Annotated in this window: 13 protein-coding genes; 6 read left to right on the forward strand and 7 right to left on the reverse strand. The window is 60.9% G+C overall.

Features of this window, described 5'->3' with window-relative positions; all coding sequences use genetic code 11:
* The first annotated feature begins 138 nt into the window (after positions 1 to 138).
* Positions 139 to 1,230, forward strand: coding sequence for a hypothetical protein (locus tag BLW80_RS13560; RefSeq protein WP_139285826.1), 1,092 nt, complete (start codon positions 139 to 141; stop codon positions 1,228 to 1,230).
* Complete coding sequence (locus BLW80_RS29885; protein ID WP_139285827.1) at positions 1,184 to 1,909, forward strand: class I SAM-dependent methyltransferase; 726 nt, start codon at positions 1,184 to 1,186, stop codon at positions 1,907 to 1,909. The genes BLW80_RS13560 and BLW80_RS29885 overlap by 47 nt, the downstream gene beginning before the upstream one ends.
* Positions 1,910 to 1,988: 79 nt before the next feature.
* Here the strand turns inward: BLW80_RS29885 and BLW80_RS13570 are convergent, their stop codons facing one another.
* Complete coding sequence (locus BLW80_RS13570) at positions 1,989 to 5,732, reverse strand: vitamin B12-dependent ribonucleotide reductase (RefSeq protein WP_093758375.1); 3,744 nt, start codon at positions 5,730 to 5,732, stop codon at positions 1,989 to 1,991.
* A 754-nt stretch (positions 5,733 to 6,486) separates the two neighbouring features.
* Here BLW80_RS13570 and BLW80_RS13575 point away from each other — a divergent pair.
* Positions 6,487 to 7,386 (forward strand): DMT family transporter, encoded by a 900-nt coding sequence (locus BLW80_RS13575; RefSeq protein ID WP_068736749.1) that lies wholly within the window; start codon positions 6,487 to 6,489, stop codon positions 7,384 to 7,386.
* On the opposite strand, the gene BLW80_RS13580 is transcribed toward BLW80_RS13575, so the two are convergent.
* Positions 7,349 to 7,960: a cytochrome b gene (locus BLW80_RS13580; protein ID WP_089264666.1), complete on the reverse strand. Its 612-nt coding sequence runs from the start codon at positions 7,958 to 7,960 to the stop codon at positions 7,349 to 7,351. The genes BLW80_RS13575 and BLW80_RS13580 overlap by 38 nt on opposite strands.
* Before the next feature lie 177 nt (positions 7,961 to 8,137).
* On the opposite strand from BLW80_RS13580, the gene BLW80_RS13585 reads away from it, so the two are divergent.
* Entirely contained in the window at positions 8,138 to 9,598 is a 1,461-nt protein-coding gene (locus BLW80_RS13585; protein WP_093758376.1) for a glycosyltransferase family 2 protein, read from the forward strand.
* Positions 9,599 to 9,601: 3 nt separating this feature from the next.
* On the opposite strand, the gene BLW80_RS13590 is transcribed toward BLW80_RS13585, so the two are convergent.
* Both BLW80_RS13590 and BLW80_RS13595 read right to left on the reverse strand, forming a co-directional pair.
* Complete coding sequence (locus tag BLW80_RS13590; RefSeq protein WP_093758377.1) at positions 9,602 to 10,798, reverse strand: GAF domain-containing sensor histidine kinase; 1,197 nt, start codon at positions 10,796 to 10,798, stop codon at positions 9,602 to 9,604.
* Between the two features lie 200 nt (positions 10,799 to 10,998).
* Positions 10,999 to 11,514, reverse strand: a complete 516-nt coding sequence (locus BLW80_RS13595) for a BA14K family protein (RefSeq protein WP_093758378.1) — start codon at positions 11,512 to 11,514, stop codon at positions 10,999 to 11,001.
* 287 nt (positions 11,515 to 11,801) lie between these two features.
* On the opposite strand from BLW80_RS13595, the gene BLW80_RS13600 reads away from it, so the two are divergent.
* Together BLW80_RS13600 and aspA are read left to right on the forward strand one after the other, a co-directional pair.
* A complete protein-coding gene (locus tag BLW80_RS13600) occupies positions 11,802 to 12,212 on the forward strand; it encodes an NADH:ubiquinone oxidoreductase subunit NDUFA12 (RefSeq protein ID WP_089264087.1) in 411 nt (136 codons plus the stop codon).
* A 305-nt stretch (positions 12,213 to 12,517) separates the two neighbouring features.
* Positions 12,518 to 13,933 carry an aspartate ammonia-lyase gene (gene aspA, locus BLW80_RS13605; protein WP_093758379.1) on the forward strand — a complete coding sequence of 472 codons (1,416 nt, stop codon included), beginning with the start codon at positions 12,518 to 12,520 and terminating at the stop codon, positions 13,931 to 13,933.
* Positions 13,934 to 13,955: 22 nt separating this feature from the next.
* Here the strand turns inward: aspA and aroQ are convergent, their stop codons facing one another.
* Genes aroQ through BLW80_RS13620 form a run of 3 tightly spaced genes read right to left on the reverse strand, consistent with a single transcriptional unit; the run spans position 13,956 to position 16,236 of the window.
* Complete coding sequence (aroQ, locus tag BLW80_RS13610; protein WP_093758380.1) at positions 13,956 to 14,393, reverse strand: type II 3-dehydroquinate dehydratase; 438 nt, start codon at positions 14,391 to 14,393, stop codon at positions 13,956 to 13,958.
* A gap of 14 nt (positions 14,394 to 14,407) precedes the next feature.
* On the reverse strand, positions 14,408 to 15,688 hold the full coding sequence (locus BLW80_RS13615) for a TRAP transporter large permease subunit (RefSeq protein ID WP_068736733.1): 1,281 nt from the start codon (positions 15,686 to 15,688) through the stop codon (positions 14,408 to 14,410).
* Entirely contained in the window at positions 15,685 to 16,236 is a 552-nt protein-coding gene (locus BLW80_RS13620; RefSeq protein WP_093759075.1) for a TRAP transporter small permease, read from the reverse strand. The genes BLW80_RS13615 and BLW80_RS13620 overlap by 4 nt, the downstream gene beginning before the upstream one ends.
* Between the last annotated feature and the right edge of the window lie 79 nt (positions 16,237 to 16,315).

The raw sequence follows: 16,315 nt of genomic DNA on the forward strand, positions 1-16,315 counted from the left end.
GGGACGACATGTTAACCCGTCCTATGAGCAGTATGTTCCGTGCTTTCGCCGCGTCCAGCGATCAAGACGTCCGGCTCGATCCGCTTGTCTTCTTGCTGAATGCCGAAGTAGTTTGAAGCCCAAATGGGCGAGGACACTATGAACGAGAAACCAGATAGAGATGATCGCAGCTCGAAGAAGTTGACGTCGTCGTGTCTATATGTGGGCGGCACATGCTTTCTATGTGTGGCGCTTTCAATCTTAACGATAATTCTTTTCCTCTCAATTTTATTCGCGGCCTTGGATGTGCGCCTTGGATTTCAATCCACTTCATTTCGTACGCTGCTTATCAGCGTATTCTATGCGGTTTGCGTTCCGTCTATCTCTTTTCTCGCGGAGATCATAAAATCACTCTTTCCTTGGCCAATTCTTCTCATTCTCGTTTTGGCTCTCATTGCTTGGGGGCCAAATCGGATTCGTGATCTGCTGTCTTCAGCCAAATTTGAGCTGCCGGGCGGCTTCAAATTTGATGGCGGTTCAGCCCCTCCTGACATTTTTCGGAAGGAAATGGGAGACGCCCAGAGGGCCGTTGAGAGGGCTAATAAAGAAATCGAACAGGCTTATGATGGAGCTAAAATCTACGTATCACAGCTGCGAGATAGATATGACATCAATAAGCTGGTTGGCGATCTAGCATTAAAAGTAGCCGATGCTATTGGAGATAATTGTCCTTCAGACTATCGACTTACGTTGTATGTACCTGACTTGGTGTTTAGCGATCGTCTCTATCAATTGTCGGAATATTACGACAAGAAAGGCAACAGAGTTTCTGAGGGAAGGTCAGGTCGAGCTTTTTCAATTCGATACGGCGTCATAGGTCGTGTGTGGCGTTCGGGCGTCGATGAAATTGAAGGGGAGCTTATATCAGCTGACGATCGAGCACAGCTTGGATCAGCTGCAAGCGGAGAGAACCTGGATAAATTTATTGCTAGGAGATGGGGGTTGACCTTGGACGAGGTGTTCAAAATTCGTCCGTATCAATCCTACGGAGCAATTCGTTTGGACGGCGGCGGGAAATCTCTCGGAGTTATATTTTTTGATTCCAAATTGATGAACGCGTTTGGAAATGAGACATTGCTTCGAGAAAAGATCCGCTCTCTTATCCGAGAGTCGAAACTGACGCTAAGTTTGCTGGAGATCAACCTTGAACTCGCCCCGTGGTCTCGCATCCAGATCTTTAGAAACCTCTGATGGTGGCACCTACGAAGCTGTGGCCTCCGAATATTATGATGAGTGCGCTCATCCGACATGCGCGGATTTTCGTGCGGCATCCGCTCTATATTTGACGCGGCTGTTTGATCTAGAGTTGCCTACTGGGCGGGTTGCGGACATTGGTTGCGGTCGCTCACTGCTCGTTGACTTCAATGTCCGTGATTTGGTGTTGGTAGATAAGTCTCGGGGTATGCTGCTTCATAACAGCACGTCATACGAGCAACGCGCGCTCGATGTGGAACGTCAGGAATTTGGAGAGCGCGAGTTTGATTGGATATTCGCCATTTTAGGTGATCCGTATAACTCTCCCAGCGCTTGGGGGAATATTGCGCGGGCGTTAAAGGCGGGGGCGCAATGCGTTTTCATCGTTCCGGCTCTTCAATGGGCACAAAAATTTCGATCAGTTGAAGATAAAGAAAGAGTAGGCTTTGCTCGTTTTCTCACATTGAATGGCGATACGGTCTTCTTGCCATCTCTGATTGTAGATCTGGATTCTCAAATTGAGATGATCAGTGCCGTGGGACTGTCGCTCGATGCGGTCGATCATGTCTCTGTGGGGCAGTTGCCTGCCATTAAGTCCGACAAAATTTCTGGTGTGCTTATGGAGAGTGATCATTTGCTCGACGTGTATCGTGTCAGAAAGATTATCGCACCCTGAGTTTAAGCGTTTGCCTGAAAGGAAGCGGCGCGCCATGGGCGCGCCGTTTTTACGAATCGATGCTCGGCGTGGGTCGAACTCACGAACACCCCGTCGTGCTTCCGCACGTATCGCACTTCATACAGGTCCCATTCCGCACCAGCGTGAAGTTCGAGCACTCGCCGCACATGTCGCCTTCGTAGCCCTTGGCTTTCGCTTCCGCGCGGCGCTCGGCCTTGCTTGGCGCAGCGGCCGCGGCGGTGCCGGCTTTGCTCCAGGCTTGCGCCTCGAGTTTTTCGGTCGGCGAGAGCGCGTGCTCGGGCTCGGCGGTCTTGAGGGCCACCGCGGCATCTCCACTGCCGTGGCGGGCGGTGGCGCCCGACGCGTTCAGCGAGGTGACGTTGCCCGAAGCGCGGGCGTCGGTGTTGTCGGCCGGGGCCGGCGCACGCATGACGACGAGGTTGTCGGTGCGCGAGCGGGTCAGGCCCTTGGAGACATACTTGTTCTGGTCGGCCGGCGCCTTGCCTTCGTCCTCGCCCTTGCCAAGCGCATCGAAGCCCGACTCGGAGACGTCCACATGGCCGAGATCGAAGCGCGACATGTAGGAGACCGCGAGTTCGCGGAACACATAGTCGAGGATCGAGGTCGCGAACTTGATGCTGTCGTTGCCCTGCACCGGGCCCGCGGGCTCGAAGCGGGTGAAGGTGAAGGCGTCGACATATTCCTCCAGCGGCACGCCATACTGGAGACCCAGCGAGACGGCGATGGCGAAGTTGTTGATGAAGGAGCGCAGCGCCGCGCCTTCCTTGTGCATGTCGATGAAGATTTCGCCGAGGCGACCGTCATCATATTCGCCGGTGCGGAGGTACACTTTGTGACCGCCGACGACGGCCTTCTGGGTGTAGCCCTTGCGGCGATCCGGCATCTTTTCGCGGTCGCGCATCACCACGATGCGTTCGACCAGACGCTCGACCACCTTCTCGGAGATCGCGGCGGTGCGGGCCGCCATCGGCTTCTCCATCAGGTTCTCCAGCGCATCCTCGTCCTCGTCATCATCGCTGATGAGCTGCGAGTTGAGCGGCTGCGAGAGCTTGGAGCCGTCGCGATACAGCGCGTTGGCCTTCAGCGCGAGCTTCCAGGAGAGGAGGTAAGCGGACTTGCAGTCCTCCACCGTGGCGTCGTTCGGCATGTTGATGGTCTTGGAGATCGCACCCGAGATGAAGGGCTGCGACGCCGCCATCATGCGGATGTGGCTTTCCACCGAGAGATAGCGCTTGCCGATCTTGCCGCAGGGATTGGCGCAATCGAACACGCTGTAGTGCTCGGCTTTCAGATGCGGGGCACCTTCCACTGTCATGGCGCCGCAGATGTGCACGTTGGCGGCTTCGATCTCGCGCTTGGTGAAGCCGAGCGCGGCGAGCAGGTCGAAGCCCGGAGCGGCAATGGCTTCGGCTTCGATCTTGAGGGTGTCGCGCAGGAAGTCTTCGCCGAAGGTCCACTTGTTGAAGGCGAACTTGATGTCGAAGGCGGTCGGCAGGGCAGCCTCGACCTTCTTCAGCGCCTCATCGGTGAAGCCCTTGGCCTTCAGCGTCGAGGCATTGATGCCCGGCGCGTTGGACAGCGAGCCGTGACCGACGGCATAGGCCTCGATCTCGGCAATCTCGCTTTCGCGATAGCCGAGCACGCGGAGCGCTGCGGGGACGGCGCGGTTGATGATCTTCCAGTAGCCGCCACCGGCGAGCTTCTTGAATTTCACCAGCGCGAAGTCAGGCTCGATGCCGGTGGTGTCGCAATCCATGACCAGGCCGATGGTGCCGGTCGGCGCCACGACGGTGGTCTGGGCGTTGCGATAGCCATGGAGTTCGCCGAGTTCGAGGGCGAGATCCCAGGCGATCTTGGCGCGGGTGACGATGTCGGCCTGCGGGCAGGAGGCATGGTCCAGCGCCACAGGCGCCACGGCGAGGCCTTCATAGCCGCGGGTTTCGCCATGGGCTGCACGGCGATGGTTGCGGATGACACGCAGCATGTGGGCTGCGTTCTTCTTGTAGCCGGGGAACGGGCCGAGCTCCTTGGCCATCTCGGCCGAGGTGGCGTAGCTGACGCCGGTCATGACAGCGGTGAGGGCGCCGCACAGCGCGCGGCCTTCCTTGGAGTCATAGGACAGACCCATGGTCATCAGCAGGCCGCCGATATTCGCATAGCCGAGGCCGAGGGTGCGGAACTCGTAGGAGAGTTCGGCGATCGGCTTCGACGGGAACTGCGCCATCATGACAGAGATTTCGAGCACCATGGTCCACAGACGGCAGAGATGCTCGTAAGCGTGGATGTCGAAGGTCGCCGAAGCGGTGTCGTAGAAGGTCAGCAGGTTGGCCGAGGCGAGGTTACACGCGGTGTCGTCCAGGAACATGTATTCCGAGCACGGATTCGACGCGCGGATATCGCCGGATGACTTGCAGGTGTGCCAGTCGTTCATGGTGGTGTTGAAGTGCAGGCCGGGATCGGCCGACGCCCAGGCGGCGTAGCCAATCTTTTCCCAGAGGTCGCGGGCCTTGATGGTCTTCATGACCTTGCCGTCCTTGCGGGCGATCAGGTCCCAGGTGCCATCGGTCTCGACGGCGCGCAGGAAATCGTCCTTCAGCGAGACGGAGTTGTTGGAGTTCTGGCCGGCAACGGTGAGATAGGCTTCGGAATCCCAGTCGGTGTCGTAGATCGGGAAGTCGATGTCCTTGTAGCCCTGCTTGGCATACTGGATGACGCGCTTGATGACGTTGTCATTGACCAGCGAACGGCGCGCGAGCTTGATCTCGCGGCGCAGCGCCGGGTTCTTCTCGGGATCGAAGCAGTCGTCGCCCGAGCCTTCGCAATTGACGCAAGCCTTCAGGATGGCCTTGAGGTGCTTCTGGTTCATCTTCGAACCAGTGACCAAGGCCGCGACCTTCTGCTCTTCCTTCACCTTCCAGTCGATATAGGTCTCGATATCCGGATGGTCGGCATCGACCACCACCATCTTGGCCGCACGGCGCGTGGTGCCGCCCGACTTGATGGCGCCGGCGGCACGGTCGCCGATCTTCAGGAATGACATCAGGCCGGAGGAGCGTCCGCCGCCCGACAGCTTCTCGCCTTCGCCGCGCAGCTTCGAGAAATTGGAGCCAGTGCCCGAGCCGTATTTGAACAGACGGGCTTCACGCACCCACAGGTCCATGATGCCGCCTTCATTGACCAGATCGTCCTCGACGCCCTGGATGAAGCAGGCATGCGGCTGCGGATGTTCGTAAGCCGATTTCGACTTGGTCAGCTTGCCGGTCTTCCAGTCCACATAATAGTGGCCCTGGCCGGGACCATCGACGCCGTAGGCCCAGTGCAGGCCGGTGTTGAACCACTGCGGCGAATTCGGCGCGACCATCTGCTTGGCGAGCATGAAGCGCAGCTCGTCATGGAAGGCGTGGGCGTCGGCTTCAGAGGTGAAGTAGCCGCCCTTCCAGCCCCAATAGGTCCAGCAGCCGGCGAGGCGATCGAACACCTGCTTCGAGGACAGTTCGCTGACGAAGCGCTCTTTCTCGGGCAGTGCGGCGAGGGCCTCGGTGTCCGGCACCGAGCGCCACAGCCACGACGGCACGGTCTCTTCCTCGACCTTCTTCAGTTTGGCGGCGACGCCGGCCTTGCGGAAATACTTCTGGGCCAGCACGTCGGAGGCGACCTGCGACCACGAGTCGGGCACTTCAACGCCTTCAAGCTTGAACACCACGGAGCCATCCGGATTGCGGATCTCGGACGTGGTGTGGCGGAAGTCGATCCCGGCATAGGGCGACTGTCCTTCGGTGGTGTAGCGGCGTTGAATCTGCATCGTGGTCGTGCCCCGTCTTAAGCCCGACACCCCATCTGGCGGCATCGGCGATTTCTGTTAGCGACGTCCGGGTTGCCCCAAATTCGCCGCAGCTTGGCCGGGTGAACCGGTCCTGTTTTCTCTGTGGAGCATGTGCTGGCCGTCATCTCGGCCACCCGGGACTGCCGGGGTCATGCTTCCTTGGATCGGGCTTCCTCGCTGTTGCGGGTCGACCTGATCCTAACGCCTCACCACGCTGTTTGAGCCGGTTTCCGGCCCGTTTTTTAGTGCTCCAAGCGCCGACTTTCCGGCCCGGATTCCAGGACGCAAATCCCCGATCCCGTAGCCTCGACTGGAGGACGGAGCGGTCAATCTGGAACCCGTTTGGGAGCGTCCGACGGGACAAAAAACGACCCGCGCCGAACAGTTCGAAAACTAGGCCAAACCGATCTCACCCGTCAAGGAGTAGTCGGGGTTCCTGAATCAAATACTAAATATGGTGGAAAGGGTGGATAACCAAGGGGGCAGAGCGCGCCTCGATTGAGGTCAAGTATCAGTGAGTCCTCATGGATTCGGAAGTCAAAAATATTTCTAAAACTGTCCGGAATCCGAGCTGCGCCCACTGTTCACAGCCCAACTTTATTTTGTCATCCAGGGATTGCGTTTGGGGGGACTCAGGCGCAGCGGTGGTTGCCGGGCAGGTTCCCTCCACCGGCAGTGGTCAGACCCTCCAACTGCGCGCATGGTCCCGCCGATTCCTCAGCCGGTTCCCTCCATGACAATGCCCAGTCCCCCCGTTTCGCGCGCGCGAATCGCTCCCTTCGGTCTCGTGTTGCTCGCCATCGCGTCGATCGCCTGGGGTCTGAACTGGCCGGTGTCGAAAGCGCTGCTGTCGGAATGGCCACCGCTGTCGGCGCGCGGCAGCACCGGCATCGTCGGGGCATTGCTGCTGGCCGGGATCGCCGTCTGGCGCGGCGAGAGTCTCCGCGTACCGCATCATCAATGGTTGCATCTGGTCGTGCTGGCGGGCCTGAACGTGTTCGGCTGGATGGCTTTCGTCGGCTTGTCGCTGCTGTGGCTGCCGGCCGGCGAGGCCGCGGTGATTGCGTTCACCATGCCGGTCTGGGCTGCCGGACTGGCCTGGCTGATCCTCGGCGAGCGCCTGTCGATGCAGCGGATCGTGGCCATGCTGATGGCCTTTGCCGGCATCGCCGCGTTGATGGGGGGCGGTGGTCTGGCCGCGAGCGCGGAGAAGCTCCCGGGAATCGCCCTGGCGCTGCTGGGCGGGTTCGGCTTTGCGCTCGGCACGGTGCTGGCCAAGAAGTTCGGGCTCACGCTGCCACTGGTGACGTCATCCGCCTGGCAGATCGGGATCGGTTGTGTGCCGGTGCTGTTGCTGGGTCTGATCTTCGAAAGCCCGCATTTTGCAGCACTGACGCCGCTGGGCTGGGGGCTACTCGCCTATGTCGTGCTGGTGGGGTTCTGCATCGCTTACGTCTGCTGGTTCGCGGCGCTCAAGCAGTTGCCGGCCTCGGTGGCCGCAATCGGGACCATGGCGGTGCCCGTGATCGGCGTGGTCAGCTCGGCCATCGCCCTGCGGGAACCGCTCGGCGCCATGCAGATCGCGGCCCTGGTATTTACGCTGGCGGGCGTTGCGCTGGCGACAAGGGGCTAGGCGCGGGCGCGTCGCCACCGGGCCACATCCGCTGCAGTTCGGGATGACCGTCCCAGAATTGATGCTTCAGCGCGGCGGCGATGTGCAGGCCGACCAGCGCATAGAGCGCATAGGACAGCCACACGTGAATGCCGCCGAAGATGTCGTGCAGGCGTTCCTTGAAGGCCGGCTCGATCGACATGATCCAGCCAATGCGTGGCCACTGGAACAGGCCGAACAGATACATCGGGATTTCGCCGGCCGCCTTCCAGGCGGAGTCGTGCATCCAGCCGGAGAGCGGCAGTCCGATCATCAGCACATAGAGCGCGAGATGCGCACCATGCGCGGCGGCCTTCTCGGCGGGGGGATAGGTCTCGGGCAGATCGGGTGGCCTGTTCGCCGCGCGCCACAGCAGGCGCATCAGCACGAGGCCGAGCACGGTGATGCCGAATGACTTGTGCGCATCGATGACGAACCGGATGTTGTCCTCGGGAATGAGGTTCACGCTCCAGATCAGCGCGACATTGAGTGTGATCAGAACGGCAATCAGCCAGTGCAGGATCATGGCGATGCGGCTGTAACGTTGAATCGGCATTTTCTGTGCGTGCATGGAATAAGTTTAAACAGGATTTGTCTTTTGAGGCATGACGACTTTGTGTGTTCGTCGTGACCGCAATCACGCGCTATTTGATCGCGGCTCCGCAACTCGATCACGATTCACGCGTAGCTCTCGCAGGATCGGTTTGCTCGAACGCGCGATTGAATTGACGGCATGACAATATCCCTTCAGGCGGCCTTCGCCGCCGCATCGCCGCGTATCACACCGCGCCGGATGCCGTTCATCAGCCTGATGATCTATCTCGCCGTACTCGCGCTATGGGCGCTGCTGTTCGGCCGCGCGTTCTTTCTGAACAGCATCTGGGCGTGGTCAGCGGGCATGGTCTATATCGCCTATGACACGGTGCTGATGCTTTATGTGGTGTGGCAGACGCTGCCGCTGGCAGTGTCCGCGCGTGGTCCATCTGGAGCGGTTGCTGCGCAATCGCGTCCATCGGTGGGCATACTGATAGCCGCGCATAATGAGGTGCTGAATCTGCCGGAGGCGCTGGCCGCCATCGCACGCCAGTCCGATGCGCCGGATCTGATCCTGATCGCGGATGACGGCTCGCGCGATGCAACCGACACGCTCCTCCGTGACCGCTACGGTCTCGCCATTCCGGCCGTCGGCCAGAGCAGCATCGGCCAGTTTGGCAGATCGAGACTGCAATGGCTGCGCCTGCCGCATCAGGGCAAGGCGCGGGCGCTGAACACGGCGATCCTCAAGGCCGATACCGACATCGTCATCACGCTGGATGCCGATACGTTTCTGGCTGATGATGCCATCGCCGAAATGCGCGCGGCCTTTGCTGCAGATCCCGCGCTGGTCGCGGCCGGCGGCATTCTCGTGCCGGTCTGCGACGACAGCGCCGGCGGCCGCGTGATGCAGTGGTTCCAGACCTACGAATATATCCGCAACATCATCTCGCGCTTCGCCTGGATGCGCGGCAACAGCCTGCTGTTGATCTCCGGCGCCTTTGCCGGCTTCCGCAGGGAGGCGCTGGTGGCCGTCGGTGGCTTCGATGCGGAGTGTCTTGTTGAGGACTATGAGCTGACCCACCGCATGCATCGCTATGCCGTCGATCACGGCCTCGACTGGCAGCTTCGCATGATCGGCACGTCGCTGGCGCGCACGGAAGCGCCGTCTCACGTCATGACGTTCCTGCGGCAGCGCCGGCGCTGGTTCGCGGGCTTCCTGCAGACGCAATACTGGAATCGCGACATGACCGGCAATGCGCGTTACGGCCGGCTCGGCCTGCGCATGTTGCCGATCAAGGCGCTGGATACGCTGCAGCCGATCTACGGCCTCACGGCCTTCGCATTGCTGCTGGCTTTGCTCGTCACCGGCAAGACCGCGATCGCCGTGCCAGTGTTCGGTCTGATTACCGCGAAGATCGTCGCGGATTTCCTGGTCTATCTCTGGACCGTGCATCTCTATCAGCGCCTGACAGGCGGCCGCACGCGCACGAGTTTTGCCGCAGCGGTGTTCGCGGCGATCCTCGAACCGTTCAGTTTTCAGTTGCTGCGTCACGCCGGTGCGGCGTGGGGCTGGATCGCCTTCCTGCGCGGCAACAATGAATGGGGTTTTGCGCCCACTGCGCCATCAGCACGACAGGCGCCCAACGCGGGCGAGTAGTCGCTAGGCCGGTTTCGCCGCCAACGGCACTTTCACGGTGAAATGCGAACCATGGGTGAGGTCGGACTTCACCTCGATCACATGGCCGAGTGCTTCGGCCGTGCGCCGAACGATCGACAATCCGAGGCCAAGGCCCTCGCTGGCCGGATTGATCTGGTGGAAGGCATCGAAGATCGCGGTGAGCTGTTCGGCGGGAATGCCGGTGCCGGAGTCCAGCACCTCGATGGTCACCGCGTTTGCGTGCTTGCGACAGCCGACCAGCACGCGACCGCGCTCGGTATATTTGATGGCATTGCCGACGAGATTGCCAAGGATCGCGCGCAACATGCCGGGGTCGCTTACCACCTGCGCCTTGCTCGGCACAATGACGAGGTCGAGGCCCTTGGCTTCGGCATGCAGGCGCCAGTTGGCGCTGATCGACTCGAACACGTCAGAGATCGGGAACGATCGCAGGTTCGGAATCCCAAAGCCGGCATCCAGCACAGATGTCTCGGCGAGACGGTCGAGCTCTTCCGCCATCCGCATGCCGGCATCGATGGCATAGCCGAGCCGCTCACGATCCTTCTCGTCGGTCAGCTTGTTGCGGATGCGGTCGATCGCCATGATCATGACCTGCAATGGCTGCTTCAGGTCGTGGCCCGCCACCGCCATCAGGCGACTGATATTGCGCTGAAGCCGATCCGACAGATGCAGCGCCCGGCGGAATTCCATCTGCGCCATGACCTGGCGGGCGAGGGCGGCCAGCACCTCGCGCTGTTCGGTCGACAGCACGCGCGGCTTGTCATCGAGCACACAGACGGTGCCGAGCGGCAGGCCGTCCGGTGTGCGCAGCAGTGCGCCGGCATAGAAGCGCAAATGGGGCTCGCCGGTCACCAGCGGATTGCAGTCGAATCTTGGATCCTTGGTGACGTCCTCGACTTCGAGAAAACTGTGTTCGAGGATCGCATGCGCGCAGATCGACTGGTCCATCGGCGTCTGCCGCACGCCAAGACCGATCTCCGACTTGAACCACTGCCGGCCGTCATCGACGAGGCTAATGATCGAGATCGGCGTCTGGCAGACATAGCTGGCGATCTTGGTGATGTCGTCGAAGGATGGCTCAATGGCGGTGTCGAGAATGCCGTAGGAGCGCAGCGCCTTGAGGCGTTCGGCTTCATTGGGATGGAGCCTGGCGATCTTCGGCTTGTCTGACGCGTCCACTGAACCTGCTCACACCCGACGTCGACCCATCGAACCGGTAGATAGGTCCACATGTCTACCAACACTACGCGCGAGTTCCCTGAATGTCCCCCGTACGCTGCACCCACGTTCTTAGACCTTGAGACAGCAGGCGCAAACCAGAAACGACAAAAGACGATGCCGCGAGGCACCGTCTTTTGCGTAGCGCTTAGATCGTCGTGTTACGGGCAGGCGTGACGCAGGCCGTCATAACCGAGATAGGTGCCCGTGCGGACATTGTACGACTTGTAGGTGCGGATGCAGTAGTCAACGTCGCCGCCGCCGGTGTCAGGAGCGACTTCGACCACATCCGGCGCGTCGTCATAATAGCTGCTGCCGTAATACGGGCTGCCGCCATAATAGCCGTAGGAATTCCCGTAATAGCTGCTGGCGGCCAGACCGCTGCCAATAATGGCGCCGGCTGCGAAGCCCGGGCCGTAACCGCCGCCACGCCAGCCACCACCGCGCCAGCCGCCGCCGTGATTCCAGCCACCGCCGCCGGGGCGCTGGCCGCCATGCCAGCCGCCACCTCCGCCACCAAAGCGCTGACCGCCGCCAGAGAACGTGCCGATCGTGCGCGCACCGCCGGGGCCGACGCCCACGACCTTGGTGTTTTGTGCGTAGCTGGGGGTCACCGCGAAGGCGGGGATGGCCACAGCGACGGCTGCTGCGACACTCAAGATTTTCAAATTCGTCATCGTTTGCTCCTGTCTGGGATGCATCTTCAACCCCCTGAAGGGACTGCCGTTCCCTGCCGCCACGCGGTTATTGCGCAACGACAGAATGATCGTCCGGAACTGTATGCGGCATGAATGGATTGCGCCGTTTCTGCGACCGCCGGTAGTTTGGAGGTAGGGTTCGGGGGAGGCCGATACGAGGCTTGTCACGATCAGTTGCAGGCGGCGATCGGTCGCGGCGGTAACTGGACATTTGGCGGCCCGGATGGCATCAACAACCCGACGAAAACCTTCGAACGGTTCAAAATATGAAACAGTTTTTGCTGAAATTCTTCACGTGGTGGAGCGGGACGACCTTCGGGACGAACCTGTGGACGTCGCGATTCGGCGAACTGGTCGGCACCGACGAGCAGGGCAACACATATTACCGCACCAAAGGCGGCAAGATCGACCCGACGCTGGGCTTCGAGCGCCGCTGGGTGATTTATAACGGCTATGCCGAAGCCACCAAGATCCCGCCGGACTGGCATGGCTGGATCCACCACACCGTGGACGTGCCGCCGACCGAAGAGAATTATACGCCGCGCGAATGGCAGAAGCCGCATCAGCCGAACCTGACCGGCACGCCCGCAGCCTATCGTCCGTCTGGTTCGACTCTGGCCAGCGGCCGGCGTCCCAAGGCGACCGGCGACTACCAGGCCTGGACGCCGGGCTCGTAACGACTCATCCGTTCTGGACGACCGGTTGTGCGAGCCGCTCTGCGGCGCGCGCGGCCTTGCATTGTTTCCAGCCGCCAGCTCTTGCAGTGAGACCGGCAAGCACGTCCGGCGTGCCGCCTCGGATGAGCCCGCTTTGTAGGCGGCGCCGGATTGTACTCGATCGACTGGGCTGGGGCGGATACGATATAGCCGTAACATGTGAGTTCGAGATGTTAGGTTTCGAAAGCTCACTGGGCATGATCGGGGACGGGGACGGCTGACGAGATCAATCGTCTGTTCACAGCGACAACTCAGGAAGATCCGACATGACCAACGACACGCGCAGTGAGCACGACCTGTTGGGCAATCGCGATGTTCCGGCCGACGCCTATTACGGCGTTCATACGCTGAGGGCCGTTGAAAATTTTCCGATCACCGGGATTCCGATTTCCATCTATCCCGAACTCATCAGCGCGCTCGCCGCGATCAAGCAGGCGGCGGCACTGTCGAATATGGAGCTGGGGCTGCTCGACAAGCCACGCGGCGATGCGATCATCGCTGCCTGCGAGGAAATTCGCGCCGGCCGCCTGCATGACCAGTTCGTGGTGGACGTCATCCAGGGCGGCGCCGGGACCTCCACCAACATGAACGCGAATGAGGTGATCGCCAATCGTGCGCTGGAAATTCTCGGTCACGGCAAAGGCGACTACGGGTACCTGCACCCGAACGAACAGGTCAATATGAGCCAGAGCACCAACGACGTGTATGCCACGGCGTTGAAAATCGCGACCTATCACGGCGTGTTTCACCTGATCGATGCGATGGCCGTATTGCGTCAGGGTTTCGAACGCAAGGCCGAAGAGTTCAAGGATGTTCTGAAAATGGGCCGCACCCAGTTGCAGGATGCGGTGCCCATGACGCTCGGTCAGGAGTTCAGCACTTACGGCGTCATGATTGGCGAAGACGAGGACCGGTTGCGCGAGGCAGCACTGCTGATTTGCGAGATCAACATGGGTGCGACAGCCATCGGCACCGGGATCACGTCCCATCCGGACTACGCGCGTCTGGTCTGCCATCATCTCGTCGCCATCACGGGCATGCCGCTGGTCACCGCTGTAAACCTGATCGAAGCCACGCAGGATTGCGGTGCGTTCGTGCAGTTGTCCGGCGTGCTCAAGCGTGTGGCCGTCAAGATTTCCAAGATCTGCAATGACCTCCGGCTGCTGTCGAGCGGCCCGCGCGCCGGTTTCAACGAGATCAATCTGCCGGCGGTACAGGCGGGTTCCTCGATCATGCCGGGCAAGGTGAACCCCGTTATTCCCGAGGTCGTGAACCAGGTCGCCTTTGAAGTCATCGGTAACGATCTCACGGTGACCTTCGCGGCCGAGGCTGGCCAGCTTCAGCTCAACGCGTTCGAGCCGATCATCGCGCACAGCCTGTTCAAGAGCGTCAGCCATATGCGCGAGGCTTGCCTGACACTGGAAAAGCGTTGTGTCGCGGGTATCACCGCGAACCGCGAACGTCTCCGTGCCTATGTCGAGAATTCGATCGGCCTCGTTACTGCGCTCAATCCCTATATCGGTTACGCCAATGCCACCGCCGTCGCGGTCGAGGCCCATGCGACCGGCCGCAGCGTCTACGATCTGGTGCTGGAAAAAGGTCTGCTACCTGCAGCGACCCTTGCCGCCATTCTCCACCCCGACGTACTCACCAAACCCCAGAGCATGTTGATCCGCGAATGAAGGCCGCATCGGCCCGGCGCGATCAACGCGTGGGCATCTGCGCGACCGCCAGCATCGCTGCGACATAGCCGTACGGTCCGAGACCGCAGATCACAGCTGTGGCAGCCTGCGAGAGCACAGAATGGCGATGATACTTGTCGCGCGCGTGGATGTTCGAAATGTGCAGCTCCACGATCGGTCCCTCGAACGCTTTCATCGCGTCGAGCATGGCGATCGATGTGAACGAATAGCCCGCGGGATTGATGATGATGGCGTCGGCATCCTGACGGGCCGACTGGATGAGGTCGACCAATACGCCTTCGTGGTTCGACTGGTGGAACGCCAGCGCCAGTTTGAGTTTGACCGCCTGTTCCTCGCAGCTGGCCTTGATCTGGTCGAGCGTGGTGGTTCCGTAGATATGCGGCTCCCGCACGCCGAGCAGGTTGAGGTTGGGACCGTTCAGGATCATCACGCGTTTCATTATCGAACTTCCTTCTAGCCGCCGAGCCACTTCGCCGGCACCATCACGAGCGACGGAAACAGCGTCAGCAGCGCCAGCACCACCAATTGTGCGATCATGAACGGCCAGACGCCGCGCATGATCTCGTCCATGCTCACCTTCGCCACGCCGCACACCACATTGAGCACCACGCCGACGGGGGGCGTGATCAGTCCGATCGCGTTGTTGATGATGAACAGCACCCCGAAATAGACCGGGTCGATGCCGGCCTCGCGGACGATGGGCATCAATACGGGCGTCAGGATCAGGATGGTCGGGGTCATGTCGAGTGCGGTGCCGACGATGACGACGATGATCATCAACACGATCATCAGCAGCGTCTGGTTGCCCATGAAGGGCCGGGCGAGTTCGACGATCTGGCCGGAAATTTCGGCCACCGTGATCAGCCATGAAGACACCAGCGCTGCCGCGACCAGGAACATCACCACGGCGGTGATCTGGGCTGAACTGATCAGGATGTTCATCAGCTGCGCCAGTGTCAGCTCGCGATAGACGAACGTTGCCACGATGAAGGAATAGACTGCGACGACGACGGCAGCTTCGGTCGGTGTGAAGATGCCGAAGCGGAGGCCGACGATGATGATCATCGGCAACATCAAGGCCCAGAAGCCGTCGATCAGCGCGCGAAAGATCTGCGCCAGGCTCTGGCGCGGCGGGCTCACCGAGTTCTCGTTGCGTGCAACCCACCACCAGGCAAAGCACAGGCTGCCGCCGAGCATCAGGCCCGGCACCACGCCGGCGAGAAACAATTTTGAGATGGAAACGCCGGCGGCAACGCCGAAGATCACGAATCCGATCGAAGGCGGGATCACCGGCGCGATGATGCCGCCGGCGGCGACGAGGCCGGCTGCGGAGGCGCGGTTATGCCCGGCCGCAACCATCATCGGGACCAGCAGTGCCCCGAGCGCGGCGGCGTCGGCAACGGCAGACCCAGACAGCGACGCGAGGATGCAGGATGTGAGAATGGCGACATAGCCGAGGCCGCCGCGCAGATGGCCGACAAGGGCGATGGCGAAGTTCAGGATGCGGCGGGCGAGGCCACCGGTGTTCATGATCTCGCCGGCCAGGATGAAGAACGGCACGGCCATCAGCGGGAAGGAATCGACGCCATTGATGACGTTCTGCGCGATGATCTGGGAGTCGAAGATATCCAGATAGGTCATCAGCGCGACGCCGCAAATGATTAGGGCGAATGCGATCGGCATGCCGATGGCCATCGCGCCGAGCAGCGAGAATGTGAAGATGCTGATGGTCATCGGCGGTCGTTCCCGTGGGCAGGGGCGGGCGCCGCAGGGACATGCTCCTCGGATTCACTGATGGCGATCAGCTCGGATGTGGCGAGCTGGCCTGTGAGCAGGCGATAGAGGTCATGCAGCAGGATCGGGATCGAGGCGACGCCGAAGACGAGACCTGCGGCGTAGAACAGGCCGACGGAGAGACCGGAGGCGGGCGCTGTCGTGTCCCAGTTCAGCACCGTCTGTTTCCACGAGCCTTCGGTGAGCAATACAGAGGCGTAGAGCATCAGCACGTGACTGAGCGCGTAGCAGATCTTGCGGCCCGTCGGCGACAGCAGCTTCACGAAACTGTCGACACCGAGATGGGCGTGTTCGCGGAGGCCGACGATGGCGCCGAGAAACACCATCCAGACGAACAGCCAGCGCGACAGCTCTTCGGAAATGGCGATGCCCGAGTTGAAGACGTAACGTAGAACCACATTGCCGAAGACCAGGACCACCATGGCGGCGAGCAACACCGCCATGACGATCTTGATCGACCGGTAATAGACTTCGACGATCCTGCTTATCGCAGTAGTTGATGAAGCGGACATGGATGCTTTCGCAGTGAGCGTGGGGGCGCCGCGTAGTGACGGTTGGTGATGCGCG

The organism is Tardiphaga sp. OK245 (assembly GCF_900108575.1).
GTDB classification, from domain to species: Bacteria; Pseudomonadota; Alphaproteobacteria; order Rhizobiales; family Xanthobacteraceae; genus Tardiphaga; species Tardiphaga robiniae.

Excerpts from the sequence above, each read along its gene's own strand:
- BLW80_RS13560 (WP_139285826.1), top strand. The coding sequence starts at position 139 with ATGAACGAGAAACCAGATAGAGATGATCGCAGCTCGAAGAAGTTGACG.
- BLW80_RS13570 (WP_093758375.1), bottom strand. The coding sequence starts at position 5,732 with ATGCAGATTCAACGCCGCTACACCACCGAAGGACAGTCGCCCTATGCC.
- BLW80_RS13575 (WP_068736749.1), top strand. The coding sequence starts at position 6,487 with ATGACAATGCCCAGTCCCCCCGTTTCGCGCGCGCGAATCGCTCCCTTC.
- BLW80_RS13580 (WP_089264666.1), bottom strand. The coding sequence starts at position 7,960 with ATGCCGATTCAACGTTACAGCCGCATCGCCATGATCCTGCACTGGCTG.
- BLW80_RS13585 (WP_093758376.1), top strand. The coding sequence starts at position 8,138 with ATGACAATATCCCTTCAGGCGGCCTTCGCCGCCGCATCGCCGCGTATC.
- BLW80_RS13595 (WP_093758378.1), bottom strand. The coding sequence starts at position 11,514 with ATGACGAATTTGAAAATCTTGAGTGTCGCAGCAGCCGTCGCTGTGGCC.
- BLW80_RS13600 (WP_089264087.1), top strand. The coding sequence starts at position 11,802 with ATGAAACAGTTTTTGCTGAAATTCTTCACGTGGTGGAGCGGGACGACC.
- aspA (WP_093758379.1), top strand. The coding sequence starts at position 12,518 with ATGACCAACGACACGCGCAGTGAGCACGACCTGTTGGGCAATCGCGAT.
- aroQ (WP_093758380.1), bottom strand. The coding sequence starts at position 14,393 with ATGAAACGCGTGATGATCCTGAACGGTCCCAACCTCAACCTGCTCGGC.
- BLW80_RS13615 (WP_068736733.1), bottom strand. The coding sequence starts at position 15,688 with ATGACCATCAGCATCTTCACATTCTCGCTGCTCGGCGCGATGGCCATC.